This window comes from Kitasatospora sp. NPDC059973 (assembly GCF_042737525.1).
In the GTDB taxonomy this organism is placed as follows: domain Bacteria; phylum Actinomycetota; class Actinomycetes; order Streptomycetales; family Streptomycetaceae; genus Kitasatospora.
Window position 1 is genome coordinate 1 of sequence record NZ_JBHWUI010000086.1, and the last position, 18,827, is coordinate 18,827.

Below are 18,827 nucleotides of genomic sequence, written 5' to 3' on the forward strand. Positions count from 1 at the left end.
GGCCGCCGCCGGCCGAGCGGCGGTCCCGGGGCCCCGGCGGCGCCGGTGGCGTCACCCGGCGGCGGCTCCGGCGCCCTCCGGCAGGAATCCCGCCACCCGGGTGCCCAGCCCGCGCTCGCGTGCCTGCCGGTGGACCAGGCCCGCCAGGGCGAGGTCGAGCGCGCCGAGCCCGAACGGCGAGAAGACGGTGACGCCGTCCTCGGTGCGCCGGTACGGCTCGTCGGCGCGGAGCACGGCGCCGAGCGAGGTGGAGATGAAGTCCCGGTTGCCGACCAGCTCCTCGGCCAGGTGCAGGGACGTCCGCTCCCGGCAGACGTGGTCGGCGTCGTCGACCACGTTGACCGCGCCCAGGATGCTCTCGGCGGTCAGGTCGCGCAGGGACACGTGCAGCACCAGGGTGCCCGGCCGGCAGGCCTCGGTGGTCAGGTGCGGGGTCCCGGCGGTGGTGGCCAGGCAGACCAGCCGGTGGGCGGCCATCGCGTCCTCGGCCGTCTCGGCGACGGCCGTCTTGAGCCCGGGCCAGCGGGCCTCGCAGCGGGCGGCGAAGGCCTCCGCGCGGGACCGGTCGAGGTCGAACACGGTGACGGTGCCGAGGTCCGGCAGGACGGCCCGGAGGTAGTTCAGGATCTCGAAGCCGATCACGCCGCAGCCGATCAGGGTGGCTCCGGTCTCGGGGGTCTCCGAGGTGAGGACGGACGCGGCGAGGGCGGCGCTGGCCGCGGTCCGCCGGGCCGAGATCAGCGAGCCCTCCAGCAGGGCCTCCGGGTGCCCGGTGGCCATGGAGTTGAGGATCACCGCGGCGGAGGCGCGCTCCCGACCGGCGGCGGTGTTGCCGGGGAAGGAGGAGATCCACTTGATGCCCGCCACCGGGACGTCCTCGCCGAGGTAGGCGGGCAGTCCGATGATCCGGTTGCGCGGGTCGTCGGGAAAGCGGAGGAACACCGAGTGCGGCAGGGCCGTGCGGCCCCGGTCGTGCAGGACGTAGGCGCGGCGGACGGCCGCGACGACCTCGCTCTCGGCACCGTCGAGGACCTGCCGGACCTCCCCTGCTCCGAGGATCAGCATGGTGCCACCTTCATCGCGTACTCCTTCTCCTTCCACAGGTGGGACACGTCGCCGAAGTGGCGGGCGACCCATTCGTCGTTGTAGATCGTGTCGAGGTACCGCTCGCCGCGGTCGGGCAGGACGACCGCGCAGCGCGAGCCGGCGGGGATGCGGTCGGCCATCAGGTCGATCGCCGCCACCAGCGCGCCGGACGAGCCGCCGGCCAGGATGGCCTCGCGGCCGGCGAGCCGGCGGCAGCCGACCACGCATTCGAGGTCGGTCACGTGGACGACCTCGTCGGCGAGGCCGTCGCGGTAGAGCGCGGGCCGGACGGCCGCGCCGTGGCCGGGGATCAGCCGGGAGGTCGGGACGCCGCCGAAGATGGCGCTGCCCCTGGCGTCCACCGCGACCACGGTCACCGGCAGGCGCAGTTCGCGGACCTGCTCCGCGCAGCCGCGCAGGGTGCCGCAGGAACTCGTCGCGCAGAACAGGTAGTCGATCCCGCCGGGGACGGCGTCCAGGATCTCGCGCATCGTCCGCCGGTGCGCCTGGGGGTTCAGCGGGTTGGCGTACTGGTTGGGCCAGTAGGCGCCGGGGATGCGGGCGGTCAGCTCGCTGATCCGGCGGATCCGGACCGGCAGGTACTCGCCGGTCACCGGGTCGGTCTCCTGGACCACCTCCACCTCGGCGCCGAGCGCCCGCATGATGGCGATGTTCTGGCGGTTGGTGCGCGGGTCCACCACGCAGATGAACCGGAGCCCGTAGTAGGAGCAGACCTGGGCGAGTCCGATCCCGAGGTTGCCGGAGCTGGATTCGACGACCACGGAGCGGCCGGGCACCAGCGCGCCGGTGCGGATCCGTTCGCGGAGCATCTCCAGCGCCGAGCGGTCCTTCATGCTGCCGCCGGGGTTGAACGCCTCCAGCTTGGCGTAGGTGGTGAAGTGTCGGCCCGGGGCGAGCTTGGCGAGTTCGACCAGCGGGGTGCCGCCGATCGTGCCGAGGACGCCGGCCGGCCGGTCGTCAGGTGCCGGCATGATGGCCTCGCCCCGTCGGATCGGGGCGCGGCCCGAGCATGGTGCGGAACACGCTAGTTCCTCCTGTCAGCACTGGATCGAGGGGTGGTCCGGCCGTCGCCGCCGGGGCCGGGGGTGTGGCCGCGGGGGAGCGCGGGGACCGGGGAGCGGCCGGGGCGAGGGCCGCCGGCGGAGCGGTACGGCGGCGGGGGTGGCGCCGCCGGGTCACGGGTTCGCCGGGCCGGGCACGGTGCGCACCGTGCGGGCGACCGAGGCGGCGACGGCGAGCAGCACCATCCAGCCCGCCAGGGCCACCGCGGCGGTCCGCGCGCCGGCCGAGTCGAGCAGCAGGCCGCCGAGCAGCGAGCCGATCGGCAGGGCCCCGTTGGACAGCGTGCTCATCGCCGCGAGCACCCGGCCGCGCAGCCGGTCGGGGGTGATGCCCAGCTGGTAGCTGCCGAGCGCCACGTTCCACAGCGGCCCGACGAACCACATCGCCGCGTAGGCGGCGGCGAGCGTGAACGGGTCGCGGCTGACGGCGATCACCACCATCAGCACGGCCCAGGCCCAGTTCGCCGCGATCACCAGGGCGCTGAGGCCCAGGCGGCGGGCGAACCAGGGGGCGGCCAGCGAGCCGGCGAGCCCGCCGGCGCCGGCGACCCCGACCATCAGGCCGACCCCGGCCGAGGACGCGCCGACGTCGGTGGCCAGCACGATGGCGACCAGGAACAGCGCCCGGAACATCAGGTTGCTGCCGGCCACCAGCAGGGTGGTGGTGCGCAGGAAGGGGTGCTTCCAGAGCCACCCCAGGCCCTCCCGGACCTGCTCGCGCATGGTGCCGGTGCCGGCGGACCGCTCGGCCTCGAACTCCTTGCGGATGAACAGCAGGCCGCTCAGCGAGACCAGGTAGGTCAGCGCGTCGGCGACGAACGGCACGGCCCGGCCGAGCCCGAACAGGATGCCGCCGAGCGGCGTGCCGAGCATCACGGCGCCCCGCCCGCGCGCCTCGTTGCGGGACAGTGCCAGCGACAGCTGGCCCGGTGCCACGACGTTGGGGACGGCCGCGTGCGCGGCGAGGCCGTGGAAGACGGTGAGCGCGCCCTCGGTGAACCCCACCACCAGCACCAGCGGGAGGCTGAGCAGGTCGAGCGCCGCCGCGCCGGCGATGACCGCCGCGCCGAGCGCGCGCAGCGCGTCGCACCAGATCATCAGCCGCCGGCGCGGCCAGCGGTCCACCAGGGCGCCGGCCGGCAGCTGGAGCAGCAGGGCGGGCAGCAGCGCGACGAAGCCGGCGAGCCCGGCGTCGAACGGCGAGCCGGTGAGGGCGAGGACCAGCAGCGGGTAGGCGATGGTGGTCGCGGTCGAGCCGAGCAGGGAGACGGCCGAGCCGCCCCACAGCAGCAGGAAGTCGCGGTTGCGGTGCAGCGGGACCACGGCTTCCGTCCCGGCCGCGTCCGCCGGGCCGGGTGGATCGGCCGCGTCCGCCGGAGCGGGTGGATCGGGCGGGTCCGGCGGCCGGGTCTGCTCGTCCGCCGGAGCCCGCGTGTCGGGGCTGGTCATCTGTCACACACCTCGCGGGGCCGGACCGGCCGCTAGCCGGCCGCCCGCTCCATCTGGCGGCGCAGACTGAGCGGCCGCATGTCGGTCCAGACGGTGCCGATGTGGGTCAGGCAGTCGGCCCTGGTGCCCTCGGTGCCCTCCGCGTACCAGCCGAGCGGGAGGTCCCGGTCGGCGGGCCAGACGGAGTACTGCTCCTCGTCGTTGAGGACGACGCGGTAGGTGCGGTCGTCGGTGTCTTCCTCGGCCACGACGGGCCTCCCTCGGGTGAACTGCCGCGTCACGCACCTCACGTGACCGGTGGCGGCGCCAGCGAGCCTGCCGCACCGGCCCGGTCCGGCTGCAGAGAAGGAGGCGCAGTCACCGCGACGCCAAGCCTGCCGCCGTGACTGCCGGTTGTTCTCTCCGGGGAGCGGCCGCCGGGCGACGACGCTGAGGCGCATGACTGCGAACCCCTCCATACGGCCCGCGCCGGCGGACCGACCCCGGGAGAACGGCGCGGGCTCCGTCCTCCCCCTGACGGTGCCGGCCGACACTCCCGGCATGCCCCTGGCCGAGTACCTCTCGGCCGCCCGACCGTTCGTCCGCGGCCGGCTGCTCGAACACGGCGCGGTCCTGCTGCGCGGGTTCGGCGTCGGCGGGGTGGACGGGTTCGAGGCGGCGGTGCGGGCGGTGTCCGGCTCGCCCCTGGCCTACGCCGAGCGGTCCTCGCCGCGCAGCACCATCAAGGGGCAGGTGTACACCTCGACCGACTACCCGCCGAGCGAGGAGATCTTCCTCCACAACGAGAACTCCTACCAGGCCGACTGGCCGATGACCCTGTTCTTCCACTGCGTCGAGCCGCCGGAGACGCTCGGCGCCACCCCGCTCGCCGACACCCGCCGGGTGTACGAGGCGATCGACCCCGCCGTCCGCGAGGAGTTCGCCGCCCGCGGCTGGATGGTGGTGCGCAACTTCTCGGACGGCTTCGGCGTGCCGTGGCAGCAGGCCTTCAACACCTCCGACCGCGCCGAGGTCGACGCCTACTGCGCCCGCAACGGCGTCGCCACCGAGTGGACCGCCGACGGCCTGCGCACCCGCGCCCGCCGCCGGGCGGTGCACCGCCACCCGGTGACCGGCGAGACGGTCTGGTTCAACCACCTCACCTTCTTCCACGTGACCACGCTCGGCGAGGAGGTGAGTTCGGCGCTGCGCGAGATGTACGACGACTCCCAGCTGCCGACCAACACCTACTACGGCGACGGCCGGCCGGTGCCGGACGAGGTCATCGCGCACCTGCGCGCCTGCTACCGCGCCGAGTGGCGCCGCTTCGACTGGCAGCGGGACGACGTCCTGCTGGTGGACAACATGCTGTCGGCGCACGCCCGCGAGCCGTTCACCGGCCCGCGCCGGATCGCCGTGGCCATGGCCGAGCCGTACTCGGCCGCCGTCAGCCCCGACTCGCTCCTGGAGGCGTCCGATGCCCACCGGTGACAGCGGACTCCCGCTCTCCTACGCCCAGGAGCAGCTGTGGTTCCTGGACCAGCTGCGCTCCGGCGCCTCCACCGAGTACCTGATGTGCGAGGCGTTCCGGATCCGCGGCCCGCTCGACCTGCCGGTGCTGGAGGCCGCGTTCACCGAGGTCGCGGCGCGGCACGAGGTGCTGCGCTCGCGCTACGGCACCGAGGGCGGCACCGGGGTGCAGTACGTCGACGAGCCCGGCCCCGTGCCGCTCGCCGTGCTGGACCTGACCGGGGTGCCGGCGGACGGCCGCGAGGCGCGGGTGCGCGAGCTGCACGCCGCCGAGCTGCGCACCCCGATCGACCTGCGCGCCCGGGCCCCCTGGCGGCTGACCCTGGCCCGGTTCGCCGAGGACGAGGCCGTCCTGCTGGTGACCGTCCACCACATCGCCTTCGACGGCTGGTCCTGGGGCATCCTGGCGCGCGAGCTGCACGAGCTCTGCGACGCCTTCGCGGCCGGGCGGCCGTCGCCGCTGGAGCCCGTCCCGGTGCAGTACGCCGACTTCGCGCAGTGGCAGCGCGACACCTGGGCCGCCACCCCCGAGCGGGCCGAGCGGCGGCGCGGCTACTGGCGGGAGCGGCTGGCCGGCCTGGAACCGCTGGAGCTGCCCACCGACCGCCGCCGCCCGGCGCAGTGGGACCCGGCCGGCGACAGCGTCCCGTTCACCGTGCCGGCGGAGCTCGCGCAGCGGTTGGCCGCGCTCGGCCGGGACGGCGGCGCGACCCCGTTCATGGTGCACCTGGCCGCGTTCCAGCTGCTGCTCGCCCGCTGGTCCGGCGCCCGCGACGTGGCCGTCGGCGTCTCGGTCTCGGACCGCGACGAGGTGGCCCTGGAGCCGCTGGTCGGCATGTTCCTCAACACGCTGGTGCTGCGGACCGACCTGTCCGGCCAAGGATCCTTCCTCGACCTGCTGGCGCGGGTCCGCGAGACCACCCTGGACGCCTACGAGCACCAGGACGTGCCGTTCGGCTGGGTGGTCGCCGACCTCGCCCCCGAGCGCGACCTCTCCCGCAACCCGGTGTTCCAGGTCGGCTTCGCGCTGCACAACGCCGAGCGCCGCCCGCTGCGGCTGCCCGGGCTCGACGTGAGCAAGGTCGAGGCGGCCACCGAGCACTCCGCGTTCGACCTCTCGCTGCACCTGTCCGAGCTCCCCGACGGCTCGTTCGCGGCCCGGCTGATCTACCCGACCGCGCTCTTCGACCGGGCCCGGATCGAGCGGATGGCGGCGAGCCTGCTGCGGCTGCTGGCGGGCATCGCCGAGCGGCCGGCGGCCCCCGCGCACACGCTGGAGACCGTCCCCGACGCGGAGCTGGCCGACCTCGCCCGCTGGAACCGCACCGAGGCCGGGCGCCCGCGGCAGTCGCTGGCCGAACTGTTCTTCGCCCAGGCACTGGCCACCCCGGACGCGGTCGCCGTGGTGTCCGGCGCGCGGCGGACCGACTACGCCGCTCTCGCCGACCGGGTCCGGCGGCTCGCCGGGGTGCTGCGCTCGCGCGGCGTCGGCCGGGAGAGCGCCGTCGGCGTCGCCCTGCACCGTGGTACCGACCTGGTCGCCACGCTGCTCGCGGTGCTGACCGCGGGCGGCGTCTACGTGCCGCTGGCCCCGGAGCAGCCGGCCGAGCGGCTGGCCCACCTGGTCGCCGACGCCGGGGTGGGCCTGCTGGTCACCGAGGAGTCCCTGCTCGGCCAGCTGCCGCCGCACCCGAACACGCTCGTCCTCGACCGCGAGGGCGGCGAGGGCGGCGAGGACCCGGCGGGGGCGCCGCCGGCGGACCTCGAACCCGCCGGCGTCACCGGCGCCGAGGCCGCGTACATGATGTACACCTCCGGCTCCACCGGCCGGCCCAAGGGCGTCGTCGTCCCGGAGGCCGCGATCCGCAACCGGGTGCTCTGGTCCGTGGAGCGCTACGGCCTCGGCCCCGGTGACCGGGTGCTGCAGAAGACCACCATCGGCTTCGACGCTGCGGTCTGGGAGTTCCTCTCCCCGCTGGTCTGCGGCGCCACCGTGGTCACCGGCCCGCAGGACGCCCACCGCGACCCGGCAGTGATGGCCCGCGCCGTCGCCGAGCACCGCGTCACCGTGCTCCAGGGCGTGCCCTCGATGCTGCGCCTGCTGCTCGACGAACCGGCCCTGGCCGACTGCGACGCGCTGCGCGTGGTCTGCTCGGCGGGCGAGCCGCTGCCCGCCGAACTCTGCGCCCGGCTGCGCCGGATCGTCGACGTCGAGGTGGTCAACACCTACGGCCCCACCGAGTGCGCGATCGACTCGACCGCCTGGCCCTACGACCCGGCCGAGCCCGGCGAGCAGGTGCCGATCGGCCTGCCGCTGCCCAATGTGCGCACCTACGTGGTGGACGCCGAGGACCGTCTGGTGCCGGTCGGCGTGGTCGGCGAACTCTGCGTCGGCGGCATCGGTCTGGCCCGCGGCTACGCCGGCCGCGGCGACCTCACCGCCGACCGGTTCGTCCCGGACCCGTTCGCCGCCGTGCCCGGCGCCCGCCGCTACCGCACCGGCGACCTGGTGCGCCGCCGCGCGGACGGCGCGCTGGAGTACGTCGGACGCGTCGACGACCAGGTCAAGATCGGCGGCGTGCGGATCGAGCCCGGCGAGATCGAGGCGCTGCTGGCGAGCGACCCGTCGGTGGCCGCCGCCGTGGTGGCCGCCCACCGGTCCGGCACCGGCGACACCCGGTTGACCGCCTACGTGGTGGCCGCCGCCGGGGCGCGGATCGAGCCGGACGGGCTGCGCGCCCGGCTGGCCGCCGCGCTGCCGGAGGCCATGGTGCCGTCCGCCGTGGTCGAGCTCGACGAGCTGCCGCTCACGCCCAACGGCAAGGTGGACCGCCGCCGGCTGCCCGCCGCCGAGCCGGAGCGCCCGGCCGCGCGGGCCTGGGAGGCCCCGCGCACCGACGCCGAGCGGACCGTCGCCGCACTGATGGCCGAGGTGCTGGACGTCGAACGGGTCGGCGCGCACGACGACTTCTTCCTGCTCGGCGGCTACTCGCTGCTCGCGATCAAGCTGGTGCTGCGGCTGCGGCGCGCGTTCGGCATCGAGCTGACGGTCGGCGAGCTGTTCCACGCGCCGACCGTCGCCGGGCTGGCCGCCCGGATCGACGGCGCCTCGGGCACCGGCCCCGACACCGCGGCGGACGCCGTCCGCCCCGTCGGCCGGGACCGCCCGCTGCCGCTCTCCTTCGGCCAGCAGCGGATGTGGTTCCTCGACCAGCTGGAGCCCGGGAGCCACGAGTACGTCGTCCCGCTGGCGCTGCGGCTGACCGGCCCGCTCGACACCGCGGCGCTGCGCGGCGCGCTGGACGCGCTCTCCGCCCGGCACGAGGTGCTGCGCACCCGCTACCGCTCCGAGGGCGGCGACCCCGTCCAGGTCGTCGACCCCGCCGGGCCGGTCGACTTCACCCTGACCGACCTGTCGGCCGGGCCGGACGCCGAGGCAGGGGCCCGCGCCCTGGTCGACGAGCTGGCCCGCTCCCCGTTCGACCTGGCCCAGGGCCACCCGCTGCGGGCGACCCTGATCCGCACCGCCCCCGAGGACCACCTGCTCGTCCTGACCCTGCACCACATCGCCTTCGACGCCTGGTCGACCAACGTCTACCTGCGCGAACTCGACCTCGCCTACCGGTCCTTCACCGAGGACGCGCCCGCCCTGCCGGCCCCCGAGCCGGTCCAGTACGCGGACTTCGCCGTCTGGCAGCGCGAGCAGCAGGACGCCGGCCGGCTGGACCACCAGCTCGCCTACTGGCGCGACCGCCTGGGCGGCCTGACGCCGGTCGAGCTGCCCACCGACCGGCTCCGCTCGGCCGTCCGCGACTCGCGCGGCGCCAACGTGGTCGTCGAGGTGGCGCCGGAGGTCGGCCGGGCCGTCACCGAGCTGGCCGGCCGGCACGGCGCGACCCCGTTCATGGTGCTGCTCGCCGTCTTCCAGGTGATGCTGCACCGCTACACCGGCCTCGACGACCTCGCGGTCGGCACCCCCGTCGCCGGGCGGACCCGCCAGGAGACCGAGGACCTCGTCGGGTTCTTCACCAACAACCTGGTGATCCGCAACGACCTGGCCGGCAACCCGGCCTTCCCGGACCTGCTGGACCACGTCCGCGGCTCGGTGCTCGACGCCTTCGCCCACCAGGACGTGCCGTTCGAGCACTTGGTCGACGCGCTGCGCCCGGAGCGGGACCTCTCCCGCAACCCGCTCTTCCAGGTCATGTTCGAGCACCAGCACCTGGCCGGCGTCCCCGCCCGGCTCGGCGCGGCCGCCGTGGAGCCGGTCCGGGCCGGCCTGGAGATCGCCAAGTTCGACCTCACCGTGACCGTCAAGGAACGCGGCGGCCGGATGTACTGCTGGTTCGAGTACGCGACCGCGCTCTTCGACCGGGCGACCGTCGAACGGATGGCCGGCCACTACCTGACCCTGATCGGCAGCGTCACCGCCGCCCCCGGGGCCCGGATCGGCGACCTCGGCATGCTCACCGACGAGGAGCGGCACACCGTCCTCACCCGCTGGGCCGACCCGGCCGGCGGGCGGGCCGCCGAGCTCGACCCGGTCGAGGAGCACGGGCTCTGCGTGCCCGAGCTCTTCGCCCGGCAGGCCCGGCGCACCCCGGACGCGGTCGCCGTGGTCTTCGGCGACCAGCGGCTGAGCTACGCCGAACTCGACGCGCGGGCCGACCGGTTCGCGGCCCGGCTGCGCGCCCTCGGGGTCACCTCGGAGACGGTCGTCGGCTCCCTCCTGGAGCGCGGCGTCGAGGCGGTCGTGGTGCTGCTCGCGGTGCTGAAGGCCGGCGGCTCGTACGTGCCGTTCGACCCGCAGCACCCGGCCGAGCGGCTGGAGTTCATGCTCGCCGACGCGGGCCCGGAACTCGTGGTCACCACCGGGGCCTTCGCCGACCGGGTGACCGGCTCCCACCGGGTGGTGCTCGCCGACGGGAGCGACGACGGGACCCACACCGACGACGGGACCCAGACCGACGACGGGACCCAGACCGACGACGGGACCGCCGCCGGAACCGACAGCGCCGCCGCCGAGGCCGAGCCGGTCCTGATCCGGCCGGAGAACCTCGCCTACGTCATCTACACCTCCGGCTCGACCGGCCGCCCCAAGGGCGTCATGATCGAGCACCGCTCCTACGCCCACCACTGCCGGGTGATCGCCGACCAGTACGGCATCGCCCCCGGCGAGCGGGTGGTCCTGCTCTCCGCCCTCACCTTCGACGTGGCGATGGACCAGATCGCGGCCACCCTGGTCGCGGGCGCCACCATCGTGGTCGCCGACCCGGTGTTCTGGACCCCGGCCGAGCTGCCGGTCCGGCTCGCCGAGCACGGCGTCACCGTCGTCGAGATCACGCCGTCCTACTACCGGGCCGTCCTGGAGTCCCCCGACCTGCACCTGCTGAGCGGGCTCAAGCTGATGAACGTCGGCAGCGACGTGGTCACCGGCCTGGACGCGCGGCGCTGGGCGCAGACCGGCCTGCCCGCCCGCTTCCTGTGCAACTACGGCCCGACCGAGGCCACCGTCACCTGCCTGCTGCACCCCGTCTCCGAGGTGCCGGCGGAGGGCGACGAGGCCTCGGCCCTGCCGCTCGGGCGGCCCGTCCCCGGCACCCGCGCGCACATCCTCGACGCCGACCAGCGGCCCGTCCCGGTCGGCGTCCCCGGCGAGCTGTACCTGGGCGGCGTCCGGCTGGCCCGCGGCTACCACCGCCGCCCGGAGCTGACCGCCGAGCGCTTCGTGCCCGACCCCTTCGGCGGCGAGCCGGGCGGGCGCCTCTACCGGACCGGCGACCTCGCCCGCCACCGGCCGGACGGCACCATCGAGTTCCTCGGCCGGATCGACCAGCAGGTCAAGGTCCGCGGCCTGCGCATCGAACTCGGCGAGATCGAGGCGGCGCTGGCCCGCCACCCCGCCCTCCAGGAGGCGGTGGTGACCGCCCCGGAGACCGCCCCCGGCGAACGCCGGCTGGCCGCCTACCTGGTGGCCCGGCCCGGCAGCCCGATGCCCGACGTGGCCGAACTCCGCGGCCACCTGCGGGCGCTGCTCCCCGAGTACATGATCCCCGCGCTGTGGGTGCCGCTCGACGCGCTCCCGCTGACCGCCAGCAAGAAGGTCGACCGCAAGGCACTGCCCGACGCCTCCGCCGCCCTGGCCGGCGGGGCCCGCGAGCACCTGGCCCCGCGCGACCCCGCCGAGGAGGCGGTCGCCGCGATCTGGGGCGAGGTGCTGGGCGTCGAGCGGATCGGCGTCCAGGACGACTTCTTCGCCCTGGGCGGCCACTCGCTGCTGGCCACCCGGGTCCTGGCCCGGCTCCGCGAGACGTTCGCCGTCGAGCTGCCGCTGCGCCTGCTGTTCGAGGCCACCACGGTGGCCCGGCTCACCGAGGCGGTGACCGACGCCGTCGAGGCCGAGATCACCGCGCTCACCGACGAGGAAGTGGCGGGCCTGCTCGCCGAGGAGGGGCACCGATGACCGACACCACGGACCGCACCCGGCTGCGGCAGGAGCTGCTGCGCCGGCGCCTCGCCGGCCGGGCGGGCACCGCCCCGGCCGAGGGCATCGGCCGGGCACCGCGCGGCGGCCCGCTGCCGCTCTCCTTCGCCCAGCGCCGCCTCTGGATCCTCGACCGGCTCCAGCCCGGCAGCACCGAGTACCTGGTGACGGCCTCGCTGCGGCTGACCGGCCCCCTCGACCGGGCCGCGCTGCGGACCGCGCTCGACGGGATCCAGCACCGCCACGAAGTCCTGCGGACCAGGTACCCGGTGGTCGACGGCGAACCCGTCCAGGTGGTCGACGCGCCGAGCGGCGTGCCGCTCACCGAGGAGGACCTGAGCACCCTGGACCGGGCCGCCGCCGACGCCCGGCTGGCCGACCTCGCCACCGGCGCCCGCCGTCCGGTGGACCTCGCCGAGGGCCCGGTGCTGTCCGCCGTCCTGGCCCGGCTCGCCCCGCGGGAGCACGTCGTCCTGCTGACCGTCCACCACATCGCCTGCGACGGCTGGTCCGAGGACCTCCTGGTCGGCGAACTCGCCGAGCGCTACGACGACGCCGTCGCCGGGCGCCCGGCCCGCACCCCGGACCTGCCGCTCCAGTACGCCGACTACGCCGTCTGGCAGCGCGAGCGGCTCTCCGACGGGGCGCTGCGGCGCCGCCTCGACCACTGGAACGAGCGGCTGGCCGGCCTGGCGCCGCTGGAGCTGCCCACCGACCGGCCCCGCCCGCCGGTGCGCGACGCGGCCGGCGCCCTGGTGCCGCTGGTCGTCCCGGCCGCGACCGCCGGTCGGCTGACGGCGCTGGCCCGGGACCACGGCGCCACCCCCTTCATGGCCCTGCTGGCCGCCCACGCCGTCCTGCTCGGCCGCTGGAGCGGGCAGCGCGACGTCGCCGTCGGCTCCCCGGTCGCCGGGCGCGACCGCGCCGAGGTGCAGGACGTCGTCGGCCTCTTCCTCAACACCCTGGTGCTCCGGGTCGACCTGGCCGGCCCGCGGACCTTCGCCGAGCTGCTGTCCCAGGTCCGGGAGACCGCCCTGGACGCGTACGGCCACCAGGAGGTGCCGTTCGAGCGCCTGGTCGAGGAGCTGGCGCCCGAGCGCGACCCCGCCCGCACGCCGCTGTTCTCCTCCATGCTGCTGTGGCAGGACGCCGCCGGCGCCGCCACGCCCGCGGCCATGGGCGGCCTGACCGTCGAGCGGCTGCCGGTCGGCGAGAGCACCGCCAAGTTCGACCTCACCGTCGGCCTGGCCGCCCAGCCGGACGGCTCGCTCGCGGGCGGCGTCAACTACGCCTCCGCGCTGTTCGACCGGGCGACGGCCGAGCGGTTCGCCGCCCAGTTCGCCCAGCTGCTGGAGCACGCCGTCGCGGCGCCCGACACGCCGCTGGACGAGCTGGAGATCCTCCCCCGGGAGGAGCGCGAGCGCCAGCTGCTCAGCTGGAACGCCACCGGCCGCGGCTACCCCACCGGCACCCTGCCGCTGCTGTTCGAGGCGCAGGTCGCCCGCACCCCGAACGCCACCGCCCTGCGGTTCGAGGGCGCCGAGCTCAGCTACCGCGAGCTGGACGTCCGGGCCAACCAGCTCGCCCACCACCTGCGCCGGCTCGGCGTCGGCCCCGAGTCGGTGGTCGGCGTCTGCCTGCACCGCGGCGCCGACCTGGTGGTCGCGCTGCTCGCGGTGCTCAAGGCCGGCGGCGCGTACCTGCCGCTCGACCCCGACTACCCGGCGGACCGGCTCGCCTTCATGCTGGCCGACTCCGGCGCCCTCGCCGTGGTCACCGACCCGGGGCTCACCCCGCTGGTGACCGGCGGCGCCCCGCACCTGGTGGACATCACCGCCGAACTGCCCGGCGGCTGGGGCCACGACCCGGTCTTCGCGGCGGCGCCCGAGCACCCGGCCTACCTGATCTACACCTCGGGTTCGACCGGCCGCCCCAAGGGCGTGCTGGTCGAGCACCGGGCCATCGTCAACCGGCTGCACTGGATGCAGGAGGCCTACGGGCTCGACGCCGACGACCGGGTGCTGCAGAAGACCCCGTACAGCTTCGACGTCTCGGTCTGGGAGTTCTTCTGGCCGCTGATCACCGGCGCGACCCTGGTCCTGGCCCGCCCCGGCGGCCACCGCGACCCGGCCTACCTCGCCGACCTGATCGGCACCGAGCGGATCACCACCCTGCACTTCGTACCGTCGATGCTGCGGGCCTTCCTCGCCGAGCCGCTGCCGCCGCTGCCCTCGCTGCGCCGCATGGTGTGCAGCGGCGAGGCACTGCCCGCCGAGCTGGTCACCGCCGTGCACGAGCGGATCGGCTGCGAACTGCACAACCTGTACGGGCCCACCGAGGCCGCCGTCGACGTCACCGCGATCCGCTGCGAGCCGGGCCGGCCGGTCACCATCGGCCGCCCGATCTCCAACACCCGCACCTACGTCGTGGACGCCGCGCTGCGCCCGCAGCCGATCGGCGTGCCGGGCGAACTCCTGCTCGGCGGGGTCCAGTTGGCCCGCGGCTACCTGAACCGGGCGGAGCTCACCGCCGACCGCTTCGTGCCCGACCCCTTCGCCACCGAGCCCGGCGGCCGGCTCTACCGCACCGGCGACCTCGCCCGGTACCGGGCGAACGGAGAGATCGAGTACCTCGGCCGGCTCGACCACCAGGTGAAGATCCGCGGCCAGCGGGTCGAACTCGGCGAGATCGAGGCGGTCCTGGCGCAGGCCCCCGGCGTCGCCGCCGCGGCCGTCGCCGTCCACGACGACCAGCTGGTCGGCTACCTGGTCCCGGCCGGGGCCGACGTCGAGGCGGCCCGCGAGCACCTGCGCGGACGGCTGCCGGAGCACATGCGCCCGGTGCACTGGACGACGCTCGAGACGCTGCCGCTGACCCCCAGCGGCAAGACCGACCGCAAGGCGCTGCCCGCACCCGACCGGACCCGCTCCGAGCTGGTCGGCGCGTTCGTCGCCCCGCGCAGCGCCCTCGAACAGACCCTCGCGGACGCCTTCGCCGCCGCCCTCGGCGTCGACAAGGTCGGCGTGCACGACGGCTTCTTCCAGCTCGGCGGCGACTCGATGCGCGCCATCCGGGCCGTCGGCGCGCTGCGCGACCAGGGGCTCGCCCTCTCCGTCCAGGACGTCTTCGCCCGCCAGACCGTCGCGGAGCTGGCCCCGCTGGCGGCCGACCGGCCGGCCGCCGAGCCGGCCGAGACCGCCCTGGTGGGTCGCTTCGAGCTGCTCGACCCGGCCGACCGCGAGCGCCTCCCCGAGGGCCTGGCCGACGCCTACCCGATGGGCCAGGTCCAGGTCGGCATGGTCTACGAGATGCTGGCCGACCCCGAGCGCAACACCTACCAGAACGCCAGCACCTTCCAGATCGTCGACGACGGCCCGTTCTCCGCCGAGGCGCTGAACGGCGCGGTCCGGCTGCTGATCGAGCGGCACGAGATCCTGCGCACCTCCTTCGACCTCTCCGGGTACTCCGAACCGCTCCAGCTGGTGCACGCGGCGGACGACCTGCACCTGGAGATCGGCGTGGACGACCTGCGCCACCTGCCGGCCGAGGAGCAGCAGGCCGCCGTCCGGCGCTTCCGTGCCGAGGCCCAGCGCACCCCGTTCGACGTCGGACGCGCCCCGCTGCTGCGCTACCACGCCCACCTGGTCGGCGACCGGGAGTGGCTGCTGACCCACGTCGAGTGCCACGCCATCCTGGACGGCTGGAGCCACCACTCCGTCATCGGCGAACTGCGCGCCGCCTACCGGGAGCTGGCCGCCGGCACCGGCGCCCCCGCCGCGGCGCCGCCGGAGGTCCGCTACGCCGACTTCATCCAGCTGGAGAAGCGCGCCCTGGCCTCCCCGGCGGACCGGGAGTTCTGGCGCGGCCGGATCACCGGCCACGACCGGCTGCGGCTGCCCGCCGACACCGCCCCGGCCGAGGCGCACCTGCCCGCCACCGAGGTGCGGCTGCCCTGGGCGGCGCTGGAGCCGAAGCTGCGCCGGCTCGCCGCCGACACCCAGAGCTCGCTCAAGACCGTCCTCTACACCGCCCACCTGAAGGTGCTCGGCCTGCTCAGCGGCCAGCGCCGGTTCCTCGCCGGGGCGGTGACCAACGGCCGGCCCGAACTGCCGGGCGGCGACCGGGTCCGCGGCATGTACCTCAACACGGTGCCGTTCGCCGTGGACCTGCGGGCGCCGAGCTGGCGCGAGCTGGTGCGCTCGGTGTTCGCCGAGGAGCTGGCCCTGTGGCCGCACCGCCGCTACCCGCTGCCCGCGATGCAGCGCGAGTGGGGCGGCGGCGAGCCACTGGTCGAGGTGGTCTTCGCCTACCTGGACTTCCACGTGCTCGACGAGCACCGGTCGGACATCGGCACCGTCACCGACCACAGCCCGAACGAGTTCACCTTCGACGTCTGGACCTTCCCCGGCGAGCTGCGGATGACCTGCCGCCCCGGCTGGGTCGGCCGGGAGCGGCTCGCGGCGATCGGGGAGACCTTCATCGCCGTGCTCACCGCGATGGCCGAGGACGCCGACGCCGACCCGCAGGCCTTCCGGGCCCCCGGCCTGGACCGCCCGGCCGCGACCGCCCCCGCCACCCGCCCGCTGCCCGAGGTCTGCGTGCCCGAGCTGGTCGCGGAACGCTCCGACCCGGACGCGATCGCCCTGGAGGACGCCGAACGGAGCCTCACCTACCGGGAGGTGGACACCGGCAGCAACCAGCTGGCCCACCTGCTGCGCGGGCTGGGCGTCGGCCCGGAGACGCCGGTCGCGATCTGCCTGGACCGCGGCGTCGAGGCGGTGCTGGCCATGCTCGGCGTGCTCAAGGCCGGCGGCTACTACGTCCCGCTCGACCCCGCCTACCCGGACGCCCGGATCGGCTTCGTGCTGGACGACGTCCGCGCCGACGTGGTGATCTGCCGGCCGGAGGACACCGACCGCCTCGCGCGGATCGCCGACCTGCGCTGCGTCCCGCTGGACGCGGCCTGGACCGGCCTCGCCGTCCTGCCGGAGACCCCGGTCGAGGCGGGCACCCACCCCGACAACCTGGCCTACGTCACCTACACCTCCGGCTCCACCGGCCGGCCCAAGGGCGTCCAGGTCACCCACCGGGCCGTGGTCCGGCTGGTGCACGACCCCAACTACGCCGACCTCGACCCCGGCCAGGTGCTGCTGCTGCACGCGCCGCTCGCCTTCGACGCCTCCACCCTGGAGGTCTGGGGGGCGCTGGGCAACGGTGCCCGCCTGGCGGTCTGCCCGCCCGGGGCGACCACCGCCGCCGAACTGGCCGAGGTGCTCCGCCGGCACCGGGTCACGCTGCTCTGGCTCACCGCCGGCCTGTTCCAGCACATGGTGGAGACCGAGCCGGCCGCGCTGGCCGGGGTGCGGCAGGTGCTCGCCGGCGGCGACGCCCTCTCGCCCGCGCACGTGCGCACCGCCCTCGGCCACGGCGTCGCGCTCACCAACGGCTACGGACCCACCGAGTGCACCACCTTCAGCACGGCGCTGCGCGGGGTGACCGGGGCCGACGCCGACCGCGGGGTGCCGATCGGCGTGCCGATCACCGACACCCGCGTCCTGGTGGTCGACGACCACCTCGACCCGGTGCCGTTCGGCGTGGCCGGTGAACTGCTGGTCGGCGGCCCCGGGCTCGCCCGCGGCTACCTCGGCCGCCCCGACCTCACCGCGGACCGCTTCGTGCCGGACCCGTCCGGCGGCCACCCCGGGGCGCGGTTCTACCGCACCGGGGACATCGTCCGCCAGGACCCCGACGGGACGCTGTCCTTCGTCGGCCGGCGCGACAACCAGGTGAAGATCCGCGGCCACCGGGTGGAACTCGCCGAGGTGGAGGCCATGATCGGCGGCCTCGCGCCGGTCCGGGCGGCCGCGGCGGCCGTGCACCCCGGACCGGACGGCCAGAAGCGCCTGGTCGGCTACGTCGTCCCGGAGCCCGGGACCGGCCCGCTGGACGTCGCCGTGCTGCGCGAGCAGCTCCGGCGGCGGGTGCCCGACTACCTCGTCCCCGGCGCCTGGGTGGAACTGCCCGCGCTCCCGCTCACCGCCCACGGCAAGATCGACCGCGCCGCGCTCCCGGCGCCCTCCGGGCCCGCGCCGACCGCCGGCTCCGCGGCGCCGCGCACCGCCACCGAGCGGGCCGTCGCCGAGGTCTGGGCCGAGGTGCTCGGCCTCGAACAGGTCGGCGTGGACGACGACTTCTACCTCCTCGGCGGCCACTCGCTGGCCATCCTGCGCATCACCGCCCTGCTGCGCGAGCGGCACGGCATCGACCTGACCGTGCGCTCGTTCGTGGCGGACCCGACCGTCGCCGGACTGGCGGCGGCCGTCGATGCGGCGGCGGGCGGCGCACCGGTGGAGGCGCTGTTCTGGCTGCGCCGGGAGGGCACCAGGCCGCCGCTGTTCCTCGTCCACCCCGGCGGTGGCAGCGCCCACTGGTACCGCCCGCTGGTGCCGTACCTCGACCCGGACCAGCCGGTCGCGGCCTTCGCCTGGCCCGGCCTCCAGACCGAGCACGGCGGCCCCGTCCCCTCCACCGAGCAGATGGCCGAGCGCTACCTGGCCGAACTGCGGGCGGCGGCGCCGCACGGCCCGTACCGGCTGTTCGGCTGGTGCGGCGGCAGCGGTATCACCAGTGAGCTGGCCCACCGGCTGACCGCCGAGGGCGAGGAGGTCACCTTCGTCCTGCTCGACCCGGGCCTGGACAACCACGAGCGGCCCGAGCTGTGGAAGGAGTACCGGCTGATCGAGAGCTGCGTGGCGAAGCTGACCGAGCTGGCCGCCGCCCCGGCCGGGCAGGACACCTCGGCGCTCCGCGGGGAGACCCTGGCGCTGCTCGAACACCTGGTGGACGACGTCGACCCCGAGGTCGGGATCGTGCTGCCGGAACACGGCGCCGGCGAGGTCTGGCTGCCGTCCGCGAAGATGTGGCGCGAGGTCATGGAGATGTGCCTGACCTATCGCCACCGCGTCTACGGCGGTCGGCTGCACCTGATCGCCAGCGACGAACTCGCCGCCGGAAACCACGAGGTGGCCTCCGGCCAGGACTTCGGGGAGTACCTGGCCCGCTGGCGGGAGCTCACCGGGGACATCGCCCTGCACCGGATCCCCGGTGACCACTTCGGCGTCATGAAGCCGCCCCACCTCGGCCGCCTGGCCGAGACCATCACCACCATCCTCGCCGACGGCGGGCCGACCACCGGCTGAGCCGGTGGAGGAGGGGGA

7 protein-coding genes are annotated in these 18,827 nt (G+C 75.5%); 3 read left to right on the plus strand and 4 right to left on the minus strand.

From position 1 onward, the window contains the following. Positions 1-51 precede the first annotated feature (51 nt). From sbnB to ACFWA9_RS23015, 4 genes are all read right to left on the minus strand, one after another. On the minus strand, positions 52-1,065 hold the full coding sequence (gene sbnB / locus ACFWA9_RS23000) for a 2,3-diaminopropionate biosynthesis protein SbnB (protein WP_329486328.1): 1,014 nt from the start codon (positions 1,063-1,065) through the stop codon (positions 52-54). Beyond that, positions 1,059-2,078, minus strand: coding sequence for a 2,3-diaminopropionate biosynthesis protein SbnA (gene sbnA, locus ACFWA9_RS23005; RefSeq protein WP_329486327.1), 1,020 nt, complete (start codon positions 2,076-2,078; stop codon positions 1,059-1,061). The genes sbnB and sbnA overlap by 7 nt, the downstream gene beginning before the upstream one ends. A 204-nt stretch (positions 2,079-2,282) precedes the next feature. Beyond that, positions 2,283-3,617 (minus strand): MFS transporter, encoded by a 1,335-nt coding sequence (locus ACFWA9_RS23010; RefSeq protein ID WP_380389385.1) that lies wholly within the window; start codon positions 3,615-3,617, stop codon positions 2,283-2,285. A 32-nt stretch (positions 3,618-3,649) separates the two neighbouring features. Beyond that, the gene (locus ACFWA9_RS23015; RefSeq protein ID WP_329486323.1) at positions 3,650-3,865 is read right to left on the minus strand and encodes an MbtH family NRPS accessory protein; all 216 of its coding nucleotides are present in this window, start codon (positions 3,863-3,865) and stop codon (positions 3,650-3,652) included. A gap of 292 nt (positions 3,866-4,157) precedes the next feature. On the opposite strand from ACFWA9_RS23015, the gene ACFWA9_RS23020 reads away from it, so the two are divergent. The 3 genes from ACFWA9_RS23020 to ACFWA9_RS23030 are packed head-to-tail and all read left to right on the plus strand — an operon-like array spanning position 4,158 to position 18,809. Next, positions 4,158-5,087 carry a TauD/TfdA family dioxygenase gene (locus ACFWA9_RS23020; RefSeq protein WP_380389387.1) on the plus strand — a complete coding sequence of 310 codons (930 nt, stop codon included), beginning with the start codon at positions 4,158-4,160 and terminating at the stop codon, positions 5,085-5,087. Continuing rightward, positions 5,074-11,589 (plus strand): amino acid adenylation domain-containing protein, encoded by a 6,516-nt coding sequence (locus tag ACFWA9_RS23025; protein WP_380389389.1) that lies wholly within the window; start codon positions 5,074-5,076, stop codon positions 11,587-11,589. The genes ACFWA9_RS23020 and ACFWA9_RS23025 overlap by 14 nt, the downstream gene beginning before the upstream one ends. Then, on the plus strand, positions 11,586-18,809 hold the full coding sequence (locus ACFWA9_RS23030; protein ID WP_380389390.1) for an amino acid adenylation domain-containing protein: 7,224 nt from the start codon (positions 11,586-11,588) through the stop codon (positions 18,807-18,809). Before ACFWA9_RS23025 ends, ACFWA9_RS23030 begins: the two co-directional genes overlap by 4 nt. Positions 18,810-18,827: the final 18 nt, after the last annotated feature.